This window comes from Phytobacter diazotrophicus, from assembly GCF_052061655.1.
Classification (GTDB): Bacteria; Pseudomonadota; Gammaproteobacteria; order Enterobacterales; family Enterobacteriaceae; genus Phytobacter; species Phytobacter diazotrophicus.
The window spans coordinates 2,670,771-2,694,617 of record NZ_CM125428.1; the positions used below are offsets into that span (position 1 = coordinate 2,670,771).

22 protein-coding genes are annotated in these 23,847 nt (G+C 53.8%); 7 read left to right on the forward strand and 15 right to left on the reverse strand.

All coding sequences use genetic code 11. The annotated features are described in order from the left end of the window. Window positions 1–57 precede the first annotated feature (57 nt). From ACS0RQ_RS13145 to ACS0RQ_RS13165, 5 genes are all read left to right on the forward strand, one after another. Window positions 58–1,050, forward strand: a complete 993-nt coding sequence (locus tag ACS0RQ_RS13145; RefSeq protein WP_271850583.1) for a sensor domain-containing diguanylate cyclase — start codon at window positions 58–60, stop codon at window positions 1,048–1,050. Window positions 1,051–1,160: 110 nt separating this feature from the next. Further along, window positions 1,161–2,129: a sensor domain-containing diguanylate cyclase gene (locus ACS0RQ_RS13150; RefSeq protein ID WP_271850529.1), complete on the forward strand. Its 969-nt coding sequence runs from the start codon at window positions 1,161–1,163 to the stop codon at window positions 2,127–2,129. Between the two features lie 80 nt (window positions 2,130–2,209). After that, entirely contained in the window at window positions 2,210–2,737 is a 528-nt protein-coding gene (locus ACS0RQ_RS13155; RefSeq protein ID WP_271850528.1) for a GNAT family N-acetyltransferase, read from the forward strand. A 137-nt stretch (window positions 2,738–2,874) separates the two neighbouring features. Next, a complete protein-coding gene (locus ACS0RQ_RS13160) occupies window positions 2,875–4,326 on the forward strand; it encodes a tagaturonate reductase (protein WP_271850527.1) in 1,452 nt (483 codons plus the stop codon). A 226-nt stretch (window positions 4,327–4,552) separates the two neighbouring features. Continuing rightward, window positions 4,553–4,681 (forward strand): hypothetical protein, encoded by a 129-nt coding sequence (locus ACS0RQ_RS13165; protein WP_271850526.1) that lies wholly within the window; start codon window positions 4,553–4,555, stop codon window positions 4,679–4,681. Window positions 4,682–4,889: 208 nt separating this feature from the next. On the opposite strand, the gene ACS0RQ_RS13170 is transcribed toward ACS0RQ_RS13165, so the two are convergent. Further along, window positions 4,890–5,792, reverse strand: a complete 903-nt coding sequence (locus tag ACS0RQ_RS13170) for a LysR family transcriptional regulator (RefSeq protein ID WP_271850525.1) — start codon at window positions 5,790–5,792, stop codon at window positions 4,890–4,892. A 98-nt stretch (window positions 5,793–5,890) separates the two neighbouring features. Here ACS0RQ_RS13170 and ACS0RQ_RS13175 point away from each other — a divergent pair, with 98 nt between their 5' ends. After that, complete coding sequence (locus ACS0RQ_RS13175; protein WP_271850524.1) at window positions 5,891–7,306, forward strand: aldehyde dehydrogenase family protein; 1,416 nt, start codon at window positions 5,891–5,893, stop codon at window positions 7,304–7,306. An 80-nt stretch (window positions 7,307–7,386) separates the two neighbouring features. On the opposite strand, the gene ACS0RQ_RS13180 is transcribed toward ACS0RQ_RS13175, so the two are convergent. From ACS0RQ_RS13180 to nifL, 10 genes are all read right to left on the reverse strand, one after another. Next, window positions 7,387–8,061 (reverse strand): DUF2931 family protein, encoded by a 675-nt coding sequence (locus tag ACS0RQ_RS13180; RefSeq protein ID WP_271850523.1) that lies wholly within the window; start codon window positions 8,059–8,061, stop codon window positions 7,387–7,389. 42 nt (window positions 8,062–8,103) lie between these two features. Then, window positions 8,104–8,775: a DUF2931 family protein gene (locus ACS0RQ_RS13185; RefSeq protein ID WP_271850522.1), complete on the reverse strand. Its 672-nt coding sequence runs from the start codon at window positions 8,773–8,775 to the stop codon at window positions 8,104–8,106. Between the two features lie 42 nt (window positions 8,776–8,817). Then, entirely contained in the window at window positions 8,818–9,474 is a 657-nt protein-coding gene (locus ACS0RQ_RS13190) for a DUF2931 family protein (RefSeq protein WP_271850521.1), read from the reverse strand. Next, complete coding sequence (locus ACS0RQ_RS13195; protein WP_271850582.1) at window positions 9,471–11,324, reverse strand: type VI secretion system family protein; 1,854 nt, start codon at window positions 11,322–11,324, stop codon at window positions 9,471–9,473. The genes ACS0RQ_RS13190 and ACS0RQ_RS13195 overlap by 4 nt, the downstream gene beginning before the upstream one ends. Window positions 11,325–11,577: 253 nt before the next feature. Beyond that, a complete protein-coding gene (locus tag ACS0RQ_RS13200) occupies window positions 11,578–13,155 on the reverse strand; it encodes a methyl-accepting chemotaxis protein (RefSeq protein WP_271850520.1) in 1,578 nt (525 codons plus the stop codon). Between the two features lie 266 nt (window positions 13,156–13,421). Further along, a complete protein-coding gene (locus ACS0RQ_RS13205; protein WP_334312439.1) occupies window positions 13,422–14,501 on the reverse strand; it encodes an EAL and HDOD domain-containing protein in 1,080 nt (359 codons plus the stop codon). Window positions 14,502–14,853: 352 nt separating this feature from the next. Continuing rightward, window positions 14,854–15,357 (reverse strand): nitrogen fixation protein NifQ, encoded by a 504-nt coding sequence (locus tag ACS0RQ_RS13210; protein ID WP_271850518.1) that lies wholly within the window; start codon window positions 15,355–15,357, stop codon window positions 14,854–14,856. Beyond that, complete coding sequence (nifB, locus tag ACS0RQ_RS13215; protein ID WP_271850517.1) at window positions 15,354–16,754, reverse strand: nitrogenase cofactor biosynthesis protein NifB; 1,401 nt, start codon at window positions 16,752–16,754, stop codon at window positions 15,354–15,356. Before nifB ends, ACS0RQ_RS13210 begins: the two co-directional genes overlap by 4 nt. A 167-nt stretch (window positions 16,755–16,921) precedes the next feature. After that, entirely contained in the window at window positions 16,922–18,493 is a 1,572-nt protein-coding gene (gene nifA, locus ACS0RQ_RS13220) for a nif-specific transcriptional activator NifA (RefSeq protein ID WP_271850516.1), read from the reverse strand. Further along, window positions 18,490–19,977: a nitrogen fixation negative regulator NifL gene (gene nifL / locus ACS0RQ_RS13225; RefSeq protein ID WP_271850515.1), complete on the reverse strand. Its 1,488-nt coding sequence runs from the start codon at window positions 19,975–19,977 to the stop codon at window positions 18,490–18,492. The genes nifA and nifL overlap by 4 nt, the downstream gene beginning before the upstream one ends. 357 nt (window positions 19,978–20,334) lie before the next feature. On the opposite strand from nifL, the gene ACS0RQ_RS13230 reads away from it, so the two are divergent. Then, on the forward strand, window positions 20,335–20,865 hold the full coding sequence (locus ACS0RQ_RS13230; protein WP_271850514.1) for a flavodoxin: 531 nt from the start codon (window positions 20,335–20,337) through the stop codon (window positions 20,863–20,865). Between the two features lie 345 nt (window positions 20,866–21,210). Here the strand turns inward: ACS0RQ_RS13230 and nifM are convergent, their stop codons facing one another. From nifM to nifV, 4 genes are read right to left on the reverse strand one after another with little or no spacing between them, the layout of a single operon-like run. Beyond that, window positions 21,211–22,005, reverse strand: a complete 795-nt coding sequence (nifM, locus tag ACS0RQ_RS13235) for a nitrogen fixation protein NifM (RefSeq protein ID WP_271850513.1) — start codon at window positions 22,003–22,005, stop codon at window positions 21,211–21,213. Further along, a complete protein-coding gene (locus ACS0RQ_RS13240) occupies window positions 22,002–22,445 on the reverse strand; it encodes a nitrogen fixation protein NifZ (protein WP_271850512.1) in 444 nt (147 codons plus the stop codon). The genes nifM and ACS0RQ_RS13240 overlap by 4 nt, the downstream gene beginning before the upstream one ends. Continuing rightward, window positions 22,442–22,699 carry a nitrogenase-stabilizing/protective protein NifW gene (locus ACS0RQ_RS13245; RefSeq protein ID WP_071194320.1) on the reverse strand — a complete coding sequence of 86 codons (258 nt, stop codon included), beginning with the start codon at window positions 22,697–22,699 and terminating at the stop codon, window positions 22,442–22,444. Before ACS0RQ_RS13245 ends, ACS0RQ_RS13240 begins: the two co-directional genes overlap by 4 nt. A 2-nt stretch (window positions 22,700–22,701) precedes the next feature. Next, window positions 22,702–23,844 (reverse strand): homocitrate synthase, encoded by a 1,143-nt coding sequence (gene nifV, locus ACS0RQ_RS13250; RefSeq protein ID WP_271850511.1) that lies wholly within the window; start codon window positions 23,842–23,844, stop codon window positions 22,702–22,704. Window positions 23,845–23,847: the final 3 nt, after the last annotated feature.

Here is a 23,847-nt window from a genome sequence, read left to right on the forward strand (position 1 = left end):
GGATCTGACAATTTGAAAAAAAGCGAGCGGATCACTGGCGGCAGGTTCGTCAGACGCATGTACCTGATGCGTATTCTTGGGACATTTCTCTGTTTTTTTCCCATTCTCTCCGTATTGCTGGAACTCCATCGCCCCCTGTGGCTGATACTCTTACTTGGTGCTAATGCCTTTATCTGGCCGACGCTGGCGTTTATTCGTGCCCGCCGCTCCGATACTCCCCTGACGCTGGAACATCAAAACCTGATCTTAGACGCTGGTGCGGGTGGCTTCTGGATTGCCATGATGTCGGTTAACCCCCTGCCATCGGTAGTCATTGCCACGATCCTGCTCGCCGATCGCCTCTCGGCGGGTGGCGTTGAGCTGATGCGCAAAGCGGGGATGGTGATGCTGGCTGCCTTTGCGGCGGCTTGGGTTGCGCAGGGGATGGATTTTTATGTTGAGGTGTCTCAGCGCACCATGTTCACGACGTTGCCCCTGATTGCCATTTATATGCTGGCGCTCAGCGTACTGACCGACAACATCGCCGTAAAGCTGCGAAATAAAAGCCGCGAGCTGGAACGTATTGCGATGATGGACCCGCTGCTGGATATTGCCAACCGCCGCCTGCTGGAAAAACGTATCCAGTATGAGCTGGATAAACTGCGTGAACTGCCGCGCAATTCAATGTTGATGTTCATCGATATCGATAACTTTAAAGAAGTGAATGACCGGTTTGGTCACAAAGTGGGCGATGCGTTGCTGGTCACGGTGTCGAAGATTCTGCATGCCGCGACGCGAAAAACCGATACCCCGGCGCGCCTGGGTGGGGATGAATTCGTGATTTTGCTTCCTGACACCACACAGGAAGAGGCGCTCGCCGTTGCCGGGCGCATAATGGATTCCGCCGCTGTGATGAGCGTAACTCAGGAATATGCCTTCCACTGTACCCTGAGTATTGGCATTGCCAGTGCGACCCAGGGGATGCAAAACGTTACCGACTGGCTGAAAGCGGCGGATGACGCCCTCTATAAAGCAAAACGTCGCGGTAAAAATCAAATCTACTCACACTGACAAACGTGCTGAATACGCTAAGCTTTATCCTGTACACCGCGAATCGATCGCTCGATCACGCCTTATAAACGCGGACACCTGCCGATACTGACTAGCGAGATAGGCTCTTTATGAAAACTCCTGCTATTCCCTTTGATGAGGAAAAACGCCTGGCATCGTTGCGCGAATCCGGGTTGCTTGATTCAGGAACGAATGAACGTTTCGACCGCCTGACAAGGCTGGCAAAGCGGTTGTTCAATGTTCCTATCGCGCTGGTGACCCTGGTGGGTGAAAAGACACTGCATTTTAAAACCAGTGACGGAACCGCCCACGAAAGCCTGCCGCGCCATCTCTCTTTTTGCGGACACACCATCCTCAGCACAACGCCGCTTATCGTCAACGATGCCGGTAGCGACGAGCGCTTTTGTGATAACCCCCTGGTAACAGGAGAATCCCATCTGCGTTTTTATGCGGGCTATCCACTGCGCCTGCCCGACGGTGCGCTGGTCGGTTCATTTTGCCTTCTCGATCGCACCCCGCGCGCTTTCTCATCCGCCGAGGTGGATATTCTGAAAGATTTTGCGCTGATCGTGGAAAATGAGTTTGCGGTGATGAGTGCCGCGACCACCGATGAACTCACCGGCCTGTTTAACCGCCGGGCTTTTGATAATCTTGTGAAGTTTGCGATTAATAGCGCCAGGCGTCGCGCTGAGCCGCTAGCGCTGGCGTGGTTGGATCTCGATGGTTTCAAGCAGATCAACGACACCTGGGGCCATAGCGAGGGTGATGAAGCCCTGCGCTCAATGGCGAAAGTGATGCGCGAAAGCTTCCGTGAAGCGGATTTGTTAGTGCGTTATGGTGGGGATGAGTTCGCGGTACTTTTTTCCGACACCCATGAACAAGGGGCGTGGATTGCCGTTGAGTATCTGGTGGAGCAGACCCAGGCCTGGAACTTGTCGTCGGGCAAACCCTGGAAGCTTGCCTTTTCCTGGGGGGTAAGTGAGTTCGATCATAACGGTAATGGCGATATAAAAGCCTGGCTGGAAGATGCGGATGCCAAAATGTACGCCATGAAGACGAAAAACCATCGCGAACGCTAGCGTCATAGCAAAAACCTATAGCACGGGATGTTGTGTTAAAAATATGTAAATCGCATAGTGGTTACTTTTAAGGAATAAAAATGACCACTCCCTCTTCTGTTCGCCTCCTTGATGCCCGCGAAATCCATGCCCGTATTGATGAACTCTGTGACGTATTAGAAAACTGCGTGCAGGGCGGGGCGTCCGTCAGTTTTATGTTGCCTTTCGGGCGGGAAAAATCTCGCGCCTTCTGGCAGGGTGTGGCCGACAGCGCAGGGCGTAATGAACGTGTCGTACTGGTAGATGAAAACAGTGAAGGCCGTATAAACGGCACCGTTCAGCTTATTGTTAACCAGCCCGAAAACCAGCCGCATCGTGCCGATGTCGCCAAACTACTGGTGCATGAACGTGCGCGCCGTCAGGGCATCGCCGCTAAATTAATGGCACACCTTGAAATCGTTGCCCGTGAGCAGGGAAAAACGGTACTGGTGCTGGACACCAGTACCGGGAGCGGGGCGGAATCTTTCTATACCCGGTGCGGCTGGCAAAAAGTCGGTGAGATCCCGCGCTATGCCCTAATGCCGGATGGGGCGATGACGGCGACGAGTGTCTTTTATAAGTTTTTGTGACGGGTGTTGTATTTTTGTGATTGCCGTTGGAAATGTTGTCTCGCTTTGATCAAAACAGGGGTTCATGGTCGAAAAGTTTGGTAAGTTATTACACCAATCTTCCTAGGTTGTATGACTAATCAAAAAAGGAACCCATTGTGAACACAGTTAACCGTCGCGATTTCCCCGGCGCTTCCTACCCTGAGCGTGTGATTCAGTTTGGCGAAGGCAATTTTCTGCGTGCCTTCGTCGACTGGCAGATCGATTTATTGAATGAACACACTGACCTCAATGCCGGTGTGGTGATTGTTCGTCCAATCGACAGCGACTTCCCTCCCTCTCTGAGTACCCAGGACGGCTTGTATACCACTATCATTCGTGGCCTGAATGAGCAGGGCGAAGCGGTTAGCGACTCACGTCTGATCCGTTCCGTGAATCGTGAAATCAGTGTTTACGGGCAGTACGATGAGTTCCTTAAACTTGCGCACAACCCAGAGATGCGTTTCGTCTTCTCCAACACTACCGAAGCCGGTATCAGCTATCACGCAGGCGACAAATTCGATGACGCACCGGCGGTGAGCTACCCGGCGAAACTGACCCGTCTGCTATTTGAACGCTTTAGCCACTTTAACGGCGCGGCAGATACAGGTTGGGTCATCATCCCGTGTGAACTGATTGACTACAACGGTGACGCGCTGCGTGAACTGGTGTTGCGCTATGCGCAGGAGTGGGCGCTGGGCGATGCGTTCGTGGCATGGCTCGATTCTGCTAACACCTTCTGCTCAACGCTGGTTGACCGTATCGTAACTGGCTATCCGCGCGATGAAGTGGCAAAAATTGAAGCGGAACTGGGTTACCATGACAATTTCCTCGACACCGCAGAACACTTCTATCTGTTTGTGATCCAGGGGCCGCAGTCACTGGCCGCCGAGCTGCGTCTGGACAAATATCCGCTGAACGTGCTGATTGTCGACGACATCAAACCCTATAAAGAACGCAAAGTCGCTATTCTGAATGGCGCGCATACCGCACTGGTTCCGGTTGCCTTCCAGGCGGGCCTCGATACCGTGGGTGAGGCCATGAACGATACCGAAATCTGTGCCTTTGTTGAGAAAGCGATTTATGAAGAGATTATCCCGGTGCTCGACCTGCCGCGTGATGAGCTGGAATCCTTTGCCAGCGCGGTGACCGGGCGTTTCCGTAACCCGTATATCAAACATCAGTTGCTCTCTATCGCCCTGAACGGCATGACCAAATTCCGCACCCGCATTCTGCCGCAACTGCTGGCAGGGCAGAAAGCTACCGGTAAACTGCCTGCGCGCCTGACCTTTGCGCTGGCCGCGTTGATCGCCTTCTACCGTGCAGACCGCAATGGCGAAGCCTATCCGGTGCAGGATGACGCCCACTGGATCACCCGTTACCAGCAACTGTGGGGCCAACATGGTGATCATCAGATCAGCACTAGCGATCTGGTTAAAGCGGTATTGTCGGTCAGCGAACACTGGGAGCAGGACCTGACTCAAGTCAGTGGACTGGTAGAACAGGTTTCCCTGGATCTCGACGCTATCCTGCTGCAGGGCATGCGTCAGGCTGTGAAACCGCTGTGCTAATGGCATTCTGTTAGGCGTGTGACGAACCCGGCTTGTGCCGGGTTTTCTTTCGCATGGAATTAGTTACAACATACTTTTTAGAGTAACAAATATACGCGCATCAGAATCGGCGGAAAAATGTGAAAAGGTCTGTCAGGACGGAAGATCTTTTCTATACTTTACTATGCCACACCAGTGCCGATACGTTCGGCCAGGGGAATCCGTTGTTGCCGCAGTCTGGCGCAACATGAACGAAAGAGAGGGACAAGCAATGGAAAAGCTGGAAAGAGCGGTGCCTGTAGTTATGGGTCTGGTCGTCAGTATTTCGCTTATTGCCACGGCATGGGATATCTCATTCGTCAGTACTTTGCCCTGAGTAGTTGCCTGAAAGGGGACATGTTCCCCTTCAGGCCTTAAGCCATTCCCGCGTTGCTTTCGCCACTTACCGTAAAAATGCCACAGTCTCTTCGCGCTTATGAATGCGGGTATCACCCACGATCACCCCGTAGCGTTTTTCAAGCTGTTATACCACTCTGAAAGTGGACTGACCTTTAGCGACTATTTATAGTCTGGATCGCGCCGGGTTACAGTGAGTGCTGCCTGTACTCGCGGATAAAGGCGATAAACGCCTGCAAACCCACCGGGATATGGCGATGACCGGGGTAATACAAACACAATCCTTGAAAGGGCTGTGTCCACTCATTGAGCACACTGACCAGCCGGCCTGAACGTAAATCATCTGCAATATATAATTCCGGCAAAAAACCGATGCCGAGCCCGGCGCGTACCGCGGCAATGGATGTAAACAGATCGGTGGTGGCAAGTCTCGGCGGCACGGCAATGGCAAATTGTTCGCCGTGACGCGCAAATTCCCAGCGATAAATCCCCCCGTGCGACATTCGCATGCAGATACCTTGCTGTCGGGTGAGGGCTTCCGGGGTGAGCGGCGTGCCGTGTTCAGCAAACCACTGTGGCGTGGCGACCACCCGCATGTGAATATCCGGCGTCAGCGGCACGGCAATCATATCCTGTGGAACCGCTTCCGCCAGACGAACCCCGGCGTCGTACCCTTCGGCGACAATATCGATCATGCGGGCATCACTGGCGGTTTCCATGCGCATTTGCGGATAGCGCGACAGGAAAGCAATCACCAGTTCATCAAGAAAAAGTTGTCCGATAGCCTGCGGTACATTAATGCGTAAGGTACCGGAAGGCTCATCAGGCAGGCTGTGAATTTCGTCCGCGGCCTGCTGGATCTCTTGTAATGCCGGACCGATGCGGGCGACAAAACGCTGTCCGGCTTCGGTGAGCGCGACACTGCGAGTCGTGCGGTTAAAAAGTCTGGCGTCAAGACGCGTTTCCAGCCCGGCGATGGCATTACTGACCGCCGTTGCCGACATCCCCAGCTCCTGGGCTGCGGCACGAAAGCTTCCCCGACGCAGCACCGCCATCACCACTTCCAGTTCAATCAAACCTGAACGATGCATAGATTATCCTGATAATCGAAACAACCCTTGCAGGATAACCCGGATTATCGGCGCGATAAAGCTGTGCCAGACTGGCTGCATTAACCGTGGAGGACACTATGCGACAGCTTGAACATCTCTGGATCAATGGCGAATTTACCCGGTCCCAGGGCGAGGACTATTTCGATCTATATAACCCTTCTACCGCCGAGGTAACAGGGCGGATACGTATGGCAAATGCCGATGACGCCGCGCGGGCAATTGCATCGGCAAAAGCGGCCTTTGTTCACTGGTCGCACACAAGTGTTGAAGAGCGGCTGGCAGTTTTACAGCGAATGCGTGATGCCATGGCCGCCTGTCAGGATGAACTGCTGCATGCCATTATCGAGGAGTACGGTGCCCCGGCGTCACGTTCCGCGTGGATGGCCAGTTATCCGGTGGCGGTGATTGATCAGGTCATACATGATTTACGGCAATTTGAATTTTCCACTGCGGTTGGCAAAGCCCAGGTGAAGATGACACCGCTCGGGGTGGCTGGGCTTATTACACCGTGGAACAGTAACGCCGGGTTTATCTGCGGCAAACTCGCCGCGGCGCTGGCGGCTGGTTGTACGGCGGTGATCAAACCAAGCGAGATGAGCGGGTTACAAACCCATGTGGTGATGAAAGCGCTGCATACGGCCGCGCTACCACCGGGTGTTTGCAATATCGTTACCGGCTTTGGCGCGGTGGTGGGTGAGGCCATAAGCCGTCATCCGGACGTTGCCAAAATTTCGTTTACCGGCTCGACGCAGACCGGTAAGGCGATTTTACGTAATGCCGCCGAAAGTTTTAAACGCGTGACGCTGGAACTTGGCGGTAAATCTCCGACCTTAATTCTGGACGATGCCGATCTGGCGACAGCGGTACCGCTTGCCATCCAGGCCGGTTTTATGAACAGCGGTCAGGCCTGTATCGCCGGTACGCGAATTCTGGTACCACAATCGCGCAAAACCGAGTGTGAAGAGGCGCTGCGCAAAGCGGTTGCGGCGGTGAAATCCGGTGACCCGCTCGACCCGCAAACGGACATTGGCCCGATGGTCAGCGAAAAACAGTGGCAGCGGGTACAGGGATATATACACCTTGGCCTGCAAGAGGGAGCGCGTCTGCTGGCTGGCGGAGAAGGGCGTCCGGAAAACAGCGGGAAGGGGTGGTTTGTGAAACCGACACTTTTTACCGATGTGGACAACAGTATGCGCATCGCCCGTGAAGAGATTTTTGGCCCGGTATTGTCGATTATTCCCTATCGCGACGATGACGACGCCGTAGCAATCGCTAACGACACGGATTACGGTCTTAGCGCGATGGTGTTGGGGGCAGATGTGCAACGCGCGCAGCGTATCGCCGGGCGTATCATCTCCGGTCGGGTGCAAATCAATACCCTGGCACACGAAGCCGGAGCGCCGTTTGGCGGTTTTAAACACTCAGGGATCGGTCGCGAAATGGGGCGCTGGGGGATAGCGGCGTTTATGGAGCCGAAGGCGGTGGTCAGGTAGCCCAGTAAAAATGGTTTTTCGCAAGACCGATTTATGAACTGAAAACAAAAAGGATCAGCCAGAGATCCTTTTTGCCAGGATCACCAGCGACCGTAGGGGTAGGTTTTATCTTTGATGAAATCTTTTACGTACTGGTCATATCCATCAGGAATACTGTAATTAAAATCAATCAGTGTCGGCACCTGTTTACAGGCATCAAGACCTTCCCCGGACAGGGTGGTGAGTCTTCGTGGCTGAACAGGAAGATTATCGCCCGCTGCACTACTTCGCAGCCATATCCGGACTTTCCCTTCCGGTGCCAGACCAATCAGCAGGGTTTTGTACCAGGCCGTGTTGCCTAACCGATCTTTCCCGCTTGGCGTCATCATGGTGTCATGGATGGAGCGGTGAAACACAATCCGTGTCTCGTACGTTTTTTTGTCGATCACCGAGTCCCAGCAGAACAACATCATGGCCGGTGGATGGCGCGCTTTGTTGAAGCGAATACTCCTGCTGCCCGTTCGGTTATTCCAGGTCCCGACAACCGCAGGATCGGACTCGGTGTAGTCGAGTGTACTGAATGTATAAACGACATCTTCGCTGTCAATAATCAACGCACGTGTGACAAAAGCAGGTAAGGCGTGAGGGGTAAAAAAGTCGAACTGCCATTTGCCGTAAGGCATTTCGCCGGTTTCTTCCGGGGTCTGCGGCGCATGTGCCTGACAGCCGTTTAAAGCCATCAGCAGCATCAGGGCTGCGGGGGTTTTGCGTGTCATAGATTTCTCCGTCCATGGAACAGTCCGTTATTTCAGCCAGGATCACCAGCGACCGTAGGGGTAGGTTTTATCTTTGATGAAATCTTTTACGTACTGGTCATATCCATCAGGAATACTGTAATTAAAATCAATCAGTGTCGGCACCTGTTTACAGGCATCAAGACCTTCCCCGGACAGGGTGGTGAGCCTTTGTGGCTGAACGGGAAGGTTATCGCCCGCTGCGCTGTTCTGCAGCCATATCCGGACTTTCCCTTCCGGTGCCAGACCAATCAACAGGGTTTTGTACCATGCCGTGTTGCCTAATCGATCTTTCCCGGTTGGCGTCATCATGGTGTCATGGATGGAGCGGTGAAACACAATCCGCGTCTCGTACGTTTTTTTGTCGATAACCGAGTCCCAGCAGAACAACATCATGGCCGGTGGATGACGCGCTTTGTTGAAATGTGCATGCATCCGGACCCGGTTATTCCAGGTTCCTATGGTCCCGGGATAGCCGGGTACTCTATCAAGCGTGCCGAAGGTATAAACGACATCTTCACTGTCGATAATCAACACACGCGTGACAAAGGCGGGTAAGGCGTGAGGAGTAAAAAAGGCGAACTGCCACTTGCCGTAAGGCATTTCGCCGGTTTCTTCCGGGGTCTGCGGTGTATGTGCCTGACAGCCGTTTAAAGCCATCAGCAGTATCAGGGCTGCGGGGGTTTTGCGTGTCATAGATTTCTCCGTCCATGGAACAGTCCGTTATTTCAGCCAGGATCACCAGCGACCGTAGGGATAGGTTTTATCCTTGATAAACTCCCGGGTTGTTTTGGTGTAACCATAACCCTGAGAATGGTTAGTTATTCCTTTGCAGGCATCCAGTTTATCCCCGGACAGGGTGGTGAGTCTTCGTGGCTGAACGGGAAGGTTATCGCCCGCTGCGCTGTTCTGCAGCCATATCCGGACTTTCCCTTCCGGTGCCAGACCAATCAGCAGGGTCTTGTACCATGCCGTGTTGCCTAACCGATCTTTCCCGGTTGGCGTCATCATGGTGTCGTGGATGGAGCGGTGAAACACAATCCGTGTCTCGTACGTTTTTTTGTCGATCACCGAGTCCCAGCAGAACAACATCATGGCCGGTGGATGGCGCGCTTTGTTGAAATGTGCATGCATCCGGACCCGGTTATTCCAGGTTCCTATGGTCCCGGGATAGCCGGGTACTCTATCAAGCGTGCCGAAGGTATAAACGACATCTTCGCTGTCAATAATCAACGCACGCGTGACATCAGCGGGTAAAGCGTGAGGGGTAAAAAAGGCGAATTGCCACTTACCGTATGGCATTTCGCCGGTTTCTTCCGGGGTCTGCGGTGTATGTGCCTGACAGCCGTTTAAAGCCATCAACAAAATCAGGGCTGCGGGGATTTTTGACATCATGCGTTTTTCCCATCCATGTTATAAACCGTTCGAGTCCAATTTTCATCTGGCCGGTTAACAAAACCAATCAGCTCGGCAGGGGAAGCGCCACCACGAATAACGCCGCTCGAATCAGTGAGAATGGCATTCCAGTGCGCCGAGCAGTGAATATAGTTTGTGGCGATTAAATTCAATTCTGTCTCGCTAAATTTTTCCGGCTGCTGGCCGGAGCGCATGGCTTTTCCCATTGAAATCGCTTTTTTACAAAGCGGAATCAGCTCAGGAGGAAGATTCAAATTATCGTTTTCTTGAATATCCTCAAATAACACCCCCGCATCCTGCGCTGCATCGAGCATCACTCGTAGCACTACTTTCGACCAGTCGTTTTTGACATTTCGGTGTCGCAACGTTAATGCCGCATAGCTGCGCTTTTGTGGCTCTCCGTAGCGATCAGACGGCATGCGGTCATCAAACCAGGTCTCTGCAGAAATTTCACTGGTACGCATGATCGGGGCAATGCAGGGGTAATTATCGAGGATTGCCATTTGTTTTAGGGTTTGATAGTAACCTCTGGTCTCTTCTCCGGGTTGACGGAGCGGCACGGTATCCGTTTGCGGGCGCGTCAAAAAAAGATTTTCCTCCAGTAATGGCAGGTACCCTCCGCCAATGTCCGAGTGTACGCCTGGCAATGCCAGCTCCGGCCATGCGGGTTTTACGCTATTTAGCGCGAAATTGAACCGGCATTCATGTGCCGCCGTGATGTGAAAGACTTTTACTGCCACGCCGGGACGAAGCACAATATTTACTGCTCCTGTGTCGGCATTATGGGGATTGAACCCATTTGTCGGAGCGCCAATCGCAGCCACAGTGTCAAAAATGCCGATAAAACGGGTCTTTCCGGCGGGCATCCCCGTAAAGGACATACCTCGCATGCCATCCTGGATAGCGCTAATGATGGCCGGGTCTCGCGCATATACCCGGTTGGCAAAATGTCTGGCTGCTGCCGCGCCACGGCTGAAACCAAAGATATCGAACTGGAGGGACTGGATGATGAACTGAGTATCTGGAATATTATTATTCAATTCAGCCAGGACTGTCTGAATATGCTCACCAATAACAGCTACGGCTCTGTCTGTCTTGGCAATAACACCCGTGTCGGATATCCCCAATCCCTGGCCGATAGTACTGTCGGGTTTACCCGATTCAGTTCCGATACCCTCAATATAAATGGGATGCTGAATCTCAGTACTTTCTGGCGAAAAATATTGTTTATACAACGTCGCTAACCAATGCACGTTGGTGTAATACCCCAAATAACTGGTCGCGCCGATACCTGAAACACCGAATTTATCTCGTGCGCATTTACCCAGAAGCGTTTCGGCTTCCCTGCCTGAAATGTGGTAGTGTTCGGCTGTACATGCTTTCATCATGTTTGCGGCATTGACGGCGTTATTGCCTGTACCATCAAAGAAAATGCCAATCGTTAGCGTCACTTCGCGCTTTTCTTCCTGTTTTTCCTGTTCAGGAGCAGGTGCGGTCAAATTTGGTTTATGGGCAGATTGCGCGTGCTGTGTTGGCTCACGGCCCCCTCCGCCTGTTTCATATGTATCGTTGAGCTGAGATGCGATAAATCGAGAACGGCATGGGCAGCTACTCATGCTGTGCAGCGTCCCTGCCATCATTTTGTCCTGAAGAAATGTCTGGGGAACACCCCCTATTATTTTATAAACGCCAGAATATCTGCCGCAGGTTACGCTATCGAACTCTCGTGCCTGCGGTATTCCCATGATGGTATGATCATCTGCCCCCTCAATAATGACGCCGCCACAGGTGGTTTTGTCGCCTCTGACTAAAAAATATCCTATTGCCATCATTATCCTCCCTGATGTTTGATTCCGATCCTTCGGCAACGCCTGTCAGTAGATTTTCAAATCTGGAAACGTTTTAAAGATGTTGTGGCATGGTAACCAGGTCTTTGTACTAAACCTAAATTCCAGCCGTATTCCAGGATGATGCTAAGGGTTTTTCTGGGATGTAGTATCAGGAATGTCAGAAGAGAGTTGCGAAGGAATGAAGAAGGGTGACGGTGATTGAGAGACGCCGGTTTCCCGGCGTCACGTTTTCTTAGCGTGAGTCTTGCATTTTTAACTGGAAGAAACGCACGGAGTTACGCAGTTGTTCGCTTTGCTCAGACATGGAGTGAGCAGCGACAGCGGCCTGTTCCACCAGCGTGGCGTTCTGCTGGGTAACCTGATCCATCTGGTCGATGGCGACGCTGATTTCACGAATCCCCTGATGCTGCTCGGTCGAGGCAGCGGAAATCTCCGCGACAATATCGGTCACTTTATTAACAGAGGTGACGATCTGCTCCATCGCCCGGCTTGCGGTGTCTGCATAACGAGAGCCGTCGGTAATTTTATGGACGGTCCCTTCGATAAGTTGCTTAATTTCTTTCGCGGCGTTGGCACTTTTTTGCGCCAGAGTACGCACTTCACCGGCGACCACGGCAAAACCTTTACCCTGTTCACCGGCGCGGGCGGCTTCAACGGCGGCGTTGAGCGCCAGGATGTTAGTCTGGAAGGCAATTCCTTCAATCACAGAAATGATATCGACGATTTTCTGCGAGCTGTCGGAGATTTCATGCATCCGCTTGAGCATATCATCCACTTCTTTTCCGCCTTTTACGGCGGTCTGTGACGTTTCGCGCGCCAGTTCGCTGGCCCGGCGGGCGTTGTCGGCGTTGCTTTTTACGTTTTCCGTAATCTGCTGCATGTTAGACGAAGTCTGCACCAGTGAGGCGGCCTGTTCCTCAGTACGTTGAGACAGGTCGTTGTTACCCTGAGAAATTTCACTGGCGGCAAGGGAGATAGCTTCGCTGCCATGAATGATGCCATCGATAATATCGGCCAGCTTGCTATTCATAAACTTGATGGTTGCCAGCAGACTCTGGGTGTCGTTGTCTTTCAGTTTGACGTCGGCTTTCAGATTACCCGAGGCAATTTCATTCATGATCTCCACGGCGTAAGCAGGCTCGCCGCCTAACTGGCGAGAGAGGCTACGGGAGATAACCAGGGCGATGAACCCGGTGGCAATCAGTGCCAGTAGCAACAACCCGCAGAAAGTGTAGAGCGCTTTGTCGTAGCCGGACTGCGCAATCGCCCCCGCTTCTTCACCGCTGGCCACTTCTTTGTCCACCAGAGTGGCAAGGTCTTTCATCAACTGAGTACGGTATTTGGACGACACCGCGCCGCTGATTTTGGACGCTTCCTCTAGTCTGCCTGCGCTAACGGCCTCGATAACTTTGGCGTTAACGTCGACGAAATTACGGAAGTTATCGACAACGGTATTAAACAGTGTGCGGGTATCTTCCGGTGCGTCGGCGGAAATTTTAGCAAACTGGCGCTGGGCATTTAGAAATGTCGCCTGGTTTTGCAGCAGTTCGCCACGATGTTGTTCCCGCTCGGCAGGCGTGACGGAGCCGATATACTGAATTTGCTGTAAGCGCATTTCTGATAATACGCCACGCATTTCCAGGGTATATCGGACGCCCGGCATGCGATTATCGCGGAATTTATCAATATGGGATTTACTGATGTGCAACTGATAAATGGAGACAATACCAAGTACTAACATCATCGCTATAAGAATGGAAAAGCCAGTGAGCAATTTTGCTAATACAGACGCCTGAGAAAATTTTTTCATAGTGATCATTTTTTAATGAAAAGGTATTACCTATATCGGTAATAAACGCGAAAATATTGATTATTTTTAATTGATCTTAATCACATATTTTTATTTTATTACGGTGAAATCCGTGGTGGCTAAAAAACAGGCTCTGGTCGAAACAGTATGAATGTTAAAAGTGTAAATAAAATGAAAATAATATGTTTATTTAAAAACTGAAATAATGTTTCACCCATAAATAATTTAGCAGTGAAAATAACCACCCAAGGAATGGTTTCAGTTATTTATTTTGCAAAACTCACCGGCAGTTCGTCGGCCCATTTTGTCGCTTTATTCATCATCTCGGTCACTGCTGCTTCTGGTAGCCCTATATCCTGCGCCATATCGCTGGCTTCTTCCCACATACGTTGCTCATAGAGCATAGCAAGGCAAACGTACTGATAAAGCACACCGTTTTGGTGCTGCAGGGCCATGATCACCTCTTGTGATACCGCAATCTGCGCCATCAGATCTTCCAGCGGCATTTCGAGGATCACATCCAGTAACGAAAATAGCCCAACCATAAAGGCTTCGTTGGATAAAGGGTGAGAGGAGGTTCGGCCCGCTGCCAGTTCGCAGAATTTGGCGCGAATCAGACTCAAATAATAGATTTCGGTAGTCTTAACGGTTTCGAATGAAGTTAGACAGGCGACCAGTACAAAGCGACGCAGTTCATTAATCCCGAGATAAAGCACAATATCTTTCAACGATTGATTGCGTAAACCTGAAATACCCCTTTTGTTGTAAAGGATATTTTGTGCGTAACGCATAATCTTAAATGACAGCGAAACATCGCGCTTGAGCAGATCTTCGATGCGATTCAAATCTGGCGATTCGACGTTTACTTCGTGCATGAGCTTTAAGGCAAATGCGCGGTTGTGTAACAATTTGTTTCTTTTGTGTACTACGGGTTTGCTGAAAAAATAGCCCTGAAAGAGGTGGAAACCCATTTTTTTATAGGCCTCAAACTCGTCATAACTTTCTACCTTTTCAGCAAGAAAAACCGCATGACGTAGCATTTCACGCTTACTGCCTATATAGGCAGCAATTTCTTCACGGGTATTTTTCTGAATATCGAATTTAATAATATTAATATAGGGAATAAACGCATCCCATTCGCTACTCAGAGAAAAATCATCCAGGGCAATACGAAAACCCTGGGTTTGCATCCGTTTTACGGTTTCCAGCAAGCGATGGTCGGGACTGGCGGTTTCGAGAATCTCAATGATGACACGGTCTTTGGGCAGAGTTTCAGCGAGGCCATCCACCAATAATTGATGTGGAAAATTAACGTAAACGGAATTGTTCTCATCTTTGCGGCCCACTGGCGCGCCAAAAAACTGTTCTTCAATCAGTTGCGTGGTTGCCTGTTCCGATGAAACATCAGGGAAACGGTTCACCATGCTATCCCTGAAAAGCAGTTCATACCCGACAGTGTTTAATTTGTTATCAAAAATTGCCTGTCTGGCCACAAAAGAAAACATTCATTACCTCACAAATCCGTACGCCTCACATCATTCTCGATAATACAAGGTACATTAACGCCGCAGGTAAATGAACACGCTTGCTTAGCAAAAACTCCCTTATGATTATTAAAAATATAGGCATAAGTATGTGATTTAACAATTTGTGAAAGGTAAAGAGTCGAGGCCCTGCATCAGGGCAGGGCCAGAAGGGTTAATACGCATCGAAACAGAGCTGACGTTCGCAACATGCATCACAACTGGGCGAGCGACAAATGAGCTCTCCTTCTGTCTGTAAACAGCGCTGACGATAGAAGAACTTCTTCCAGCGCATATTTTCGCTGTTCATCTCCACCAGTTGTGGAAAGCAGTCGGTCATCAGTTCGCGCAATTCCTCACGCGAACTTAGCCCGAGATCCTGCCACAGATGGTTGAATGCCAACGACACACTGGCAATGATCTGATGCATCGGCTCGGCTCCCGGCAACATATGGCATGCCAGCCAGTCGGCCAGTTGCGTTCGTTCCTCTTTACGGCTGGCGATCAGCTCCGACATCAACGTACGCCGCAAAACCACATCCGACGGCGCGGTATTTTGCGCGCTGAGCGCCAGCCAGTGGTCGTCGGAAAGCCCCATCTGCAAAGGGTAACAACCTTCACCCTGCGCATAGAGATGTACCAGGCGATCAAGCCAGTAGTGCCGCGCGATGGGGGTCATGCCACCCCCTTGTGACAATCGGCTTGTTGCCACTGTTGACGCGCCTTTTCCCACCAGCGCGCAAGCGTCGGGAGGACCGGTTGCCACGCGTCATCAACGCAAGGCTGAATACCCTGTGCCTCCAGTTGCTGCCAGGGACCGTAGCCAATACGTGAGCAAAAAACGGCTTTTACATCCGCCAGCAGCGCCATGATCGCCGCCATACGTGCTTCACTGTCCTGGGGTTCACATTCGTCGCTTCCCAGGCAGTATTTGGGGGTAAACCGCTCGTTCACCAGAACAACGCCCGCAGCGGAAAGACTGTAGATACGAAAACGATCCGCATGACCAAAATGACAGTCAATCACGTCTCCCCGCGTGGAGGCGACCGCGACCAGGCAGGCATCCGCTTCGTCTGACTCCCCCTGCGTGGCGATACTGGCGTGTAGCCTGGCGCGTTTTTGTAATGTCGGCAGCCAGGGTTGGGGCGCCGTTTCTGTCGGCGTAAACAGAAATTGCTGGCTGCGATCTTCGCCCAGCATACCTATCGCATCCGCGCGGCACTGCTGGCAGTGGGTCATTTGCGGCATCACCTCGCCACACTGCTCGCGAGTGGCGGCAAGCATCGCCGCATCCGGCTCAGGTTGACCGTTGAGGCCAAAAACGGTGCCATGCTCTGGTCGGGCAATCAGCGGCATAATGTTATGAATAAAGGCGCCGTATTGCTGCAATGTCCGGCTGACATCCACCAGAGAATGATCGTTGATACCGGGTATCAGCACCGAGTTGATCTTCACGAGCACACCTTTTTCCGTCAGTCTGCGCACCCCTTCAAGCTGACGGGCCACGAGGATCTTTCCGGCTTCGCGACCGCTGTAGCGCTCACCATCCAGCCACAGCCAGGCATAGATTTGCGCGGCGATATCGGGGTCGAGAGTGTTAATGGTCACGGTGACGTGGTCAACGCCGACCTCCAGCAACCGGTCAACGGCATCGGGCAGCATCAGGCCGTTCGTCGACAGACACAGCTTCAAATCCGGTAGCTGCTCGCGGATCAGTTCCAGTGTTTTGAAGGAGCGACCAATGTTCGCCAGCGGGTCACCGGGACCGGCGATCCCCACCACCGACAGTTGAGGTATTGCCGTCGCGACCTGGCGTACTTTCGCCACTGCCTGTTCGGGAGTAAGCAACGACGAGGAGACGCCGGGGCGGGATTCATTACTGCAATCGAATTTTCGGTTGCAGTAGTTACACTGCAAATTGCAGGCAGGGGCGACCGGCAGGTGCATGCGGGCGAAACGGTGATGACCGCTACGGGAGTAGCAGGGGTGTGATGCCACTTTGTTGGCGATAAAATCAGTTAAGGGTTCACCAGGCGCCTGGCAACCCATGCCAGTAGCGGAAGAGCAGGAAGTCATGATCGCTCCTTAATTTGCGTAGTCATGTCTTCCTGCTGCAAAACCCGTACCGCTCACATAAAATGTAATTAATTGAAAAATATGACGTTATAAAAGTGCTGTTCGTCGTTGTTTGTCGTAAATGTGGCGTTTGGCTGACAATGTGCTGAATGTCACAAAGTGAGCCGTCACATCCTGGGCATGCTGATATCCATAATTTGTATCCGATAGGCGACCTGACGGGGCGTCATACCCAGCAGACGCGCCGCTTTGGCCTGCACCCACCCGGCTTTTTCCAGCGCGGCAATTAGCCGTTGACGTTCATCCAGCGTTTGATCAAGCCAGCTATCCTCTTTTGGCGCGGCGGCGATGGCGAGTTTTGGCGTGTTCTCACGGTGGTTAAAGAGCACCACATCACGGTCGATCAGGCCGTTTTCTGACATCACAGCCGAACGTTCCAGGCAGTTTTCCAGCTCACGCACGTTACCGGGCCAGTTGTAGCCCATCAGCAGACGGATGGCGCCATCACTGATGCGCAGCGTACGCCCCTGGTTATGGGCGATTTTGCGCACCAAAAAGTGCGCCAGCTCGGCAATGTCCTCCTGACGTTCACGCAGCGGGGGCAGGGAGATGGGCATTACGTTGAGGCGATAATAGAGGTCCTCGCGGAAATTGCCCATCCGCACCTCTTCTTCCAGATTCCGGTTGGTGGCGGCGATGATACGCACATTGACGCGCAGGGTTTCGTCGCCGCCAACGCGCTCCATTTCACCCTCCTGCAAAATACGCAGCAGTTTGGCCTGGAACGAGGCGCTGCTTTCGCCAATTTCATCAAGAAACAGTGTGCCGCCATCGGCCAGTTCAAAACGTCCTTTACGCTGGCGAACCGCGCCGGTGAACGCCCCTTTTTCATGGCCGAACAATTCGCTCTCCAGTAGCGTATCTGGCAGCGCCGCGCAGTTAAATTTCACAAAGGGCGCGGCGGCGCGAGGGGAGTTGTGATGAATAGCATTGGCGATAAGTTCTTTACCGGTGCCGCTTTCGCCGCGCACCAGTACCGTGGTATCCCAGCGCGAAACCTGACGGATAATGTCCATTGTCTGCTGCATGGCCGGGCTTTTGCCCACCATATTCTCAAAGCCGAAGGGGCGAGGAGAGCCACAGTTGCGCTGGCGTTCGGTCTGGGCAATCGCGGCTCGCGGTGTGGGGGCGGCAGGAGGGGTCATCAGCCGTACCGTCTGTGCGACCAGATTGGCGACGGTTTCCAGAAAGCGCGTACAGGAAGGGAGCCGTTCCTCCAGGCGCGCCATCGGCTGCGCGGCGAGCACGCCAATCGTCTGCGCGCCCGGCCCCATTAAGGGGACGGCGATAAACGGCAGGTTGTAGTCATAGATGCCAAGCCTGTCGAGAAAGCGTTGATCGTCGGCGACACGCGGCAGCACAAGAGATTGTCCCTGGGACAGCACGGCGCCTACCAGCCCTTCGCCAGGGCGATAGCGAATTTGCGAGCTGCCGGGGATCAGATGTTGGTCTGCCTCCTGCAAGGCTTCAATACTCAGAATTTCCTGCTGGTTGTCATACAGACACAGCATGCCGTGTTGCATAAACGCATCATTATGCAGGACACACAGCACCTCCTGCAGCGTCTGGCTTATCTCGGTTGCGCGACTCAACACCACGCTGATGCGCTGCATGGCGGTAAATTGCTGTGAGAGATCAAACCGCCAGACGGTGGTGCCCGACTCGGGTCGCTGGGTCATCGTGAGCCTCCGGTCAGTGAATGAAATAACGGGAATCGCAGGGTCAGGCAGGTACCGCCTTCAGGACGGGTAGTCAGTTCTATTGCGCCGCGATGATGGGCAACCAGGGTTTGAATCAACCGCAGCTCCATCCCTTTGCCGGGGGCGTTCAGGGCATCGGGGGAGTGGGCGTATCGCACATGGATGAGCGGCACATTATCTGTCAGCCAAATGGACAGCCAGCCATCCTCTTCACGGGCGTAAAGCTGGGTATGCAGCACCTTGTCCGGTAGCGCGGCGGCGAGGGCCAGTGTACGGTCAAGCCACAAACTGAGACAGGCAAGGATCTGCGTGCGCTGACCAAACCCCGCCAGATGCGGAGAGGCCATTTCAACGTGCAGATTTTCACCATTGTTATAGCGGGTATGGTAAAGGGCGCGCAGGTCGTCAAACAGCGGTTGCAGAGGCCACAACGCGCTCTCTTCCAGATCGAGAGAAGGGCGGCAGCGTTGCAGGCGGGCCAGCGCCTCTTCCCCCTCGCGCCACGCGGCATCCAGCGCCACGTTATGGTTATCTTCACCGTTGAGACGTCGCGCCGCCGCCAGCATATTGATGGGGCAGTTTAGCTGAACCAGCGCGGCATCCAGCGATTCGCGGATCGCGGCCAGCAGCTTCCCGGTGGTCATCTCCTGTTTGAGACGATCGAGACGGCCCTGTTCGGCCTGTTGCTGTTGCTGGGTGCAGTCGGTGATCACCACCAGGGTACGGGGCAGCGCGGTATCAATAAAGTAGCGGCTGGCTTCTTCGCTCACCCCCGGCAAGGGCCAGCAGGTGACGGAGAGCCAGCGTACGGCGCCGCGCAGCACCACAGGCAGTATTTGCCCGGCATAGAGGTCGCTTTTGCGCCGGGAGAAATCCAGTTCGGTGAGCAGCTCCTTGCCACCGCAGTCGGCACAGAAGGTTTTGTAGGCGAGGTTGTCCATGACCACCTGGTCCTGCTCGTTGACCACCACCACAGCGGCAGGAATGTTGTTCAGCACCGCTTCGCTCATGGTGGTGTGATTGCGCAATCGCTGTTCGAGCGCATAGCTGGCGCTGATATCACGCTGCATGGCGAGGTAATGTTCCAGTTCGCCCTGTTTGTTGACGACCGGGGTGATGTCGACCTCAGCCAGATAAAGGCTGCCATCCCGACGGCGATTGATGAGCTGACCGCGCCAGGGCATCTGTTGCAGCAGCGTTTGCCACAGTTCCTGATAAATGCTGCGCGGCGTCTGTTGGCTTGCCAGTAGGCGATGGTTCTGGTTGAGCAGCTCTTCCAGGCTATAACCGGTCTGGCGACAAAAGGCCGGATTAGCGTACAGAATCCTCGCGTCCGGGTCGGTCAGCGAAATCGCGATCGGAGCCTGTTCAACCATCGTGGAAAACAGTCCGGGATGTTGAAGTGAGAGGTTGCCCGCAATGTGCTGCGGTGCGCTGGTCTCCAGCATCATATTAAAGGTCATCACACGCTCCTGGTTTCAGGCCCGGCTGTGTCGCATTTACAACATTTTGTGTTGTGAAACGCCCGACATCCGCAGCCCTGATTGGGTGTAATTAACCATGCAAAGAGTGCACCTTTCGAACAGGTAACACGCCGAAACATTGATCCTGATTCGTGTTTTGGCCCAGATTTGGCCCTCAGAGGCCTTCAAAGCAGGTCTTGAGAGCAGAGAGAGGACGGCGTTTGCACAAAAAAGAGTCATTTTTTCACCCATTTCAGTGCACAGAAGGCCGCAAAAAACCTGGCACAGCCTTCGCAACAGGAGAAGGGATATCCGCCGTTTGCAGGCGGCCTTATTCTTTCTCAACAGGAGCGCGACATGGCTAACATTGGTATTTTTTTTGGCAGTGACACGGGAAAAACCCGCAAAATCGCCAAACTGATCCAGCAAAAACTGGGGGATGTGGCGGATGCGCCGGTCAATATTAACCGCACGTCGCTGGAGACGTTTTTGTCCTACCCGGTGCTGGTTCTCGGTACGCCAACGCTGGGGGACGGGCAGTTGCCGGGGCTTGCCGCCGGGTGTGAAAGTGAATCCTGGGGGGAGTTTATCGATCAACTGGCTGATGCCAGTCTGAGCGGTAAAATTGTTGCCTTATTTGGGCTTGGCGATCAGCAGGGATATCCGGATAACTTTGCCAGCGCGTTGCGCCCCCTCTATGACGCGGTGGTGGGCAGTGGCGCGCAGGTTGTCGGTGAGTGGCCAGGCGACGGGTATGATTTTTCCTTTTCCGCTGCACTTGAGGCCGGGAAGTTTGTCGGGCTGGTGTTGGATCAGGATAATCAGTTTGATTTAACAGAAGAGCGGGTAGCGTCTTGGCTGGAGCAGATTAAGCCGCAGATCCTGTAAGCGGTTTTCTCCCTCTCCCCCGGAGTGAGGAACCCCCACAAAAATGCGAGCACGAACGGTCCCCCTCTCTTCTTTGGGGAGAGGGCCAGGGTGAGGGGAATATGCGGCACAGGTGGTGGGTTCCGTTCACCTTATGTTCCTTGCTTTTCTGTCGCGACAGAACCCGTGAACGTGCCAGGGGGACAAAGATGTCGCTATGGTTATCACGCGGGAAAACGAGCCAGCCGTGGCTAAGGGATTGAAGACGTTCACAGTATCTACGGGGCGGTGCCAGGTAGCCCGGCTAAGCGCAGCGCCAGCCGGGGCAGGGTTCTTAAAAACGCGCAAACTCAGAAACCAGCGCACTCAATCCGTCATCCCGGCCATCAACTGCTTTAACCAGGTCTGTTGCCGCTGCTGCTGATGCTGGCGCCATAAAAACGCCCGTGCTTTTTCCAGCGCCTCTGTTTGTGGCAACGCCTGAGGCGTGCGAATACGTTCACACCAGACAAGATGCCAGCCCAGCTCCGTTTCCACCGGTGCGGCGATACCATTTTCCGGCAAGGCAAACAGGGCAGATTCAAGCGCGGGATACAGCAAACCGCGACTGATCCAGCCTAACCGCCCACCTTCTAAAGCACTCGGACAGTGGGAATAGCGTTTTGCCAGGCGGGGGAATACCTCACGTGCGGCCTGAATGTCCCGGTAAAACTGCATCGCCTGGCGGCGCACACTCTCGCTATCGTCATCAACGGTGAGCAGCAGATGGTGGGTTAACCGCTGCTCCGGGCGCCTGAATTTTTCCTGATTACGCTGATACCAGGTGAGCACAGTCAGGTCATCAGGTTTAGGTGCCTGCTCGATGATCCGCGCAAATTGCAGCTCCATCAGCGCATGATGACGCACCACCGCCAGGCGCTCTTCACCACTAAGCGCACTCTCAGCGAGTAACTCTGCCAGCGACGATCCAATACGCTGTAACAGGTCATCGGTGACCGGCAAATCACGGGCCTGCTGAACGACAGTCTGTTCCAGAAAACGCTGTCGACGCCACGCCTGTTCAAAGGCCGCTTTTTCACCGGCGGGAATTTCCTGCGGCTCGCACTTCCAGTGGCTCTTCGCCAGACGCCGCCGGCCAAATTGCTCCCAGGCTGTACTCATGCGATCTCCTCTGCTAAGCGCAGGGCGCTGGCGGGTACCTGAAACCAGCGCCCGGAAAAAGTGACAGTGTAACTATTGCCGTCATGCCCCTGATCGGTAGCTTCGATTTGACCCATTGCGCCGACGCTGACCACCACCGCGCCATCGACCGAGAGGGGCTGTAAGGCGGTGACAGGATCGCCGAATTGCAGCATCCCGGCATCCCAGGGCTGGCTTGCCGGGATCAGTTCCTGCGCGCGGCAGCCAACCACGATGTCACCGTCGAGAAAGTGGATCTGGTAGATAATCTGATCCTGCAAAAACACGCCCCATTCCCGCACAAACCCGGTACTACCACGCCGAACCAGCAACTGGCCGCGTGTATAGCCGGGCATGGTGCCGTCATTACGAATGGCCCGCGTCACACGAACCTCATCGCCAAAGGTAAAGATCGGCGTCATTGTCCACCTCCGCTAATCTGTTGCTGGTAGCTCTCTGCCAGCAGCCGCCGGGCCAGCAGCCACGGTGCGCGGGTGTCCTCCTCCAGCAGATTACGCAGCGGTACGTTGTCGCGCAGTTTATGGTGAAAGGCTTTCAGCACAAGCAGGCAGCGGCTTCGCAACACGGCAGGCTCATACGGGACGGAAAAAAAATCAAAGAAGGATTCAGCGCTCTCCAGCTCATCGACACCGGGAATCTGATAAAACCACTGCATATTCATCCTCCCACCTGGCGTATCGGCTCACCGCACAGCTCATCGTAAATGGCGATCAGTTCATAATCTTTCGGGGTACGCTTCCAGCTCTCCGCAAAGCGGCGAATGGCCGGAAGCAGTACGTCGATTTGCAGCGCATTAAGGGGATACCCCATACGCGCAAAGACGCCGTCCACCGCCTGGCGGCCAGAGTGTTTTCCCAGTACCAGACGATATTCCCGGCCCATCAGTGCCGGATCAATCGCCTGATAGCTCTCTCTGTCCTGCAACAAGGCGGCGACATGCACCCCGGATTCATGGGTAAAGACCTGTTCGCCAACCAGCGGTTGTTGCGCGTCGATAGGGCGCTGGGCGGCCTCGGCGACCTTCTGGCAGAGGGCGGGCAACTGGCTAAAATCGACGCCACTTTCAAGCGCCAGGCAACGGTGCACACCGAGGGCGACCGTCTCCAGTGCGGCATTCCCCGCGCGCTCACCCAACCCCAGTACGGTGGTATTCACGCTGGTTGCCCCGGCGCGGATGGCCGCCAGCGTATTGGCGGTGGCCAGCCCCAGGTCGTTATGGGCGTGCATCTCAATGTCACCGTTCCAGTAGCTCCGTAGCGAACGGATAGACGCATCCGTCGCGAACGGGTCCAGCAGCCCCAGCGTATCGGCAAAACGTAAACGCAGCGCGCCTGCCCGTTGTGCGATACTTGCTATCTGGCGAAGCGTGTCGTCATCCGCGCGCGACGCATCTTCACAGCCGACGCAGACCGCCAGCCCCAGCGTGCGCGCCATACCGATAAAACTCTCCAGCCGGTCCAGCAGCACCGCCAGCGGTTCACGTAATTTGTACTGACGCAGTTTGTCTGACGCCGGAATTGATATATCCACCCAGTCCATGCCCAGATCGGCACTCTGGCGGATGTCCCCGGCGTTCATGCGACACCAGGACATCAGTGTCGCATCCGGTAAATGGCGACGGACAAGCTGGATACGGGTGCGTTCTTCGTCACCCATTGCCGGTGTTCCCACCTCAAGCGCCGTGACGCCTGCGGCAAACAGCGCCTCGGCGATGGCGACTTTCTCACTGGCGCGAAACGCCACCCCAGGACTTTGTTCGCCGTCGCGCAGCGTTGTGTCATTAATCAGCACACTGGCCATAGC

Bases quoted from the DNA above. Each gene is read 5' to 3' on its own strand.
- ACS0RQ_RS13195 (WP_271850582.1), bottom strand. From the start codon at position 11,324: ATGGCAATAGGATATTTTTTAGTCAGAGGCGACAAAACCACCTGTGGC.
- ACS0RQ_RS13175 (WP_271850524.1), top strand. From the start codon at position 5,891: ATGCGACAGCTTGAACATCTCTGGATCAATGGCGAATTTACCCGGTCC.
- ACS0RQ_RS13180 (WP_271850523.1), bottom strand. From the start codon at position 8,061: ATGACACGCAAAACCCCCGCAGCCCTGATGCTGCTGATGGCTTTAAAC.
- ACS0RQ_RS13230 (WP_271850514.1), top strand. From the start codon at position 20,335: ATGGCTAACATTGGTATTTTTTTTGGCAGTGACACGGGAAAAACCCGC.
- ACS0RQ_RS13155 (WP_271850528.1), top strand. From the start codon at position 2,210: ATGACCACTCCCTCTTCTGTTCGCCTCCTTGATGCCCGCGAAATCCAT.
- nifA (WP_271850516.1), bottom strand. From the start codon at position 18,493: ATGACCCAGCGACCCGAGTCGGGCACCACCGTCTGGCGGTTTGATCTC.
- ACS0RQ_RS13245 (WP_071194320.1), bottom strand. From the start codon at position 22,699: ATGCAGTGGTTTTATCAGATTCCCGGTGTCGATGAGCTGGAGAGCGCT.
- ACS0RQ_RS13240 (WP_271850512.1), bottom strand. From the start codon at position 22,445: ATGACGCCGATCTTTACCTTTGGCGATGAGGTTCGTGTGACGCGGGCC.
- ACS0RQ_RS13150 (WP_271850529.1), top strand. From the start codon at position 1,161: ATGAAAACTCCTGCTATTCCCTTTGATGAGGAAAAACGCCTGGCATCG.
- nifL (WP_271850515.1), bottom strand. From the start codon at position 19,977: ATGACCTTTAATATGATGCTGGAGACCAGCGCACCGCAGCACATTGCG.
- nifB (WP_271850517.1), bottom strand. From the start codon at position 16,754: ATGACTTCCTGCTCTTCCGCTACTGGCATGGGTTGCCAGGCGCCTGGT.
- ACS0RQ_RS13145 (WP_271850583.1), top strand. From the start codon at position 58: ATGTACCTGATGCGTATTCTTGGGACATTTCTCTGTTTTTTTCCCATT.
- ACS0RQ_RS13210 (WP_271850518.1), bottom strand. From the start codon at position 15,357: ATGACCCCCATCGCGCGGCACTACTGGCTTGATCGCCTGGTACATCTC.
- ACS0RQ_RS13200 (WP_271850520.1), bottom strand. From the start codon at position 13,155: ATGAAAAAATTTTCTCAGGCGTCTGTATTAGCAAAATTGCTCACTGGC.
- ACS0RQ_RS13190 (WP_271850521.1), bottom strand. From the start codon at position 9,474: ATGATGTCAAAAATCCCCGCAGCCCTGATTTTGTTGATGGCTTTAAAC.
- nifV (WP_271850511.1), bottom strand. From the start codon at position 23,844: ATGGCCAGTGTGCTGATTAATGACACAACGCTGCGCGACGGCGAACAA.
- ACS0RQ_RS13165 (WP_271850526.1), top strand. From the start codon at position 4,553: ATGAACGAAAGAGAGGGACAAGCAATGGAAAAGCTGGAAAGAGCGGTG.
- ACS0RQ_RS13170 (WP_271850525.1), bottom strand. From the start codon at position 5,792: ATGCATCGTTCAGGTTTGATTGAACTGGAAGTGGTGATGGCGGTGCTG.
- ACS0RQ_RS13185 (WP_271850522.1), bottom strand. From the start codon at position 8,775: ATGACACGCAAAACCCCCGCAGCCCTGATACTGCTGATGGCTTTAAAC.
- nifM (WP_271850513.1), bottom strand. From the start codon at position 22,005: ATGAGTACAGCCTGGGAGCAATTTGGCCGGCGGCGTCTGGCGAAGAGC.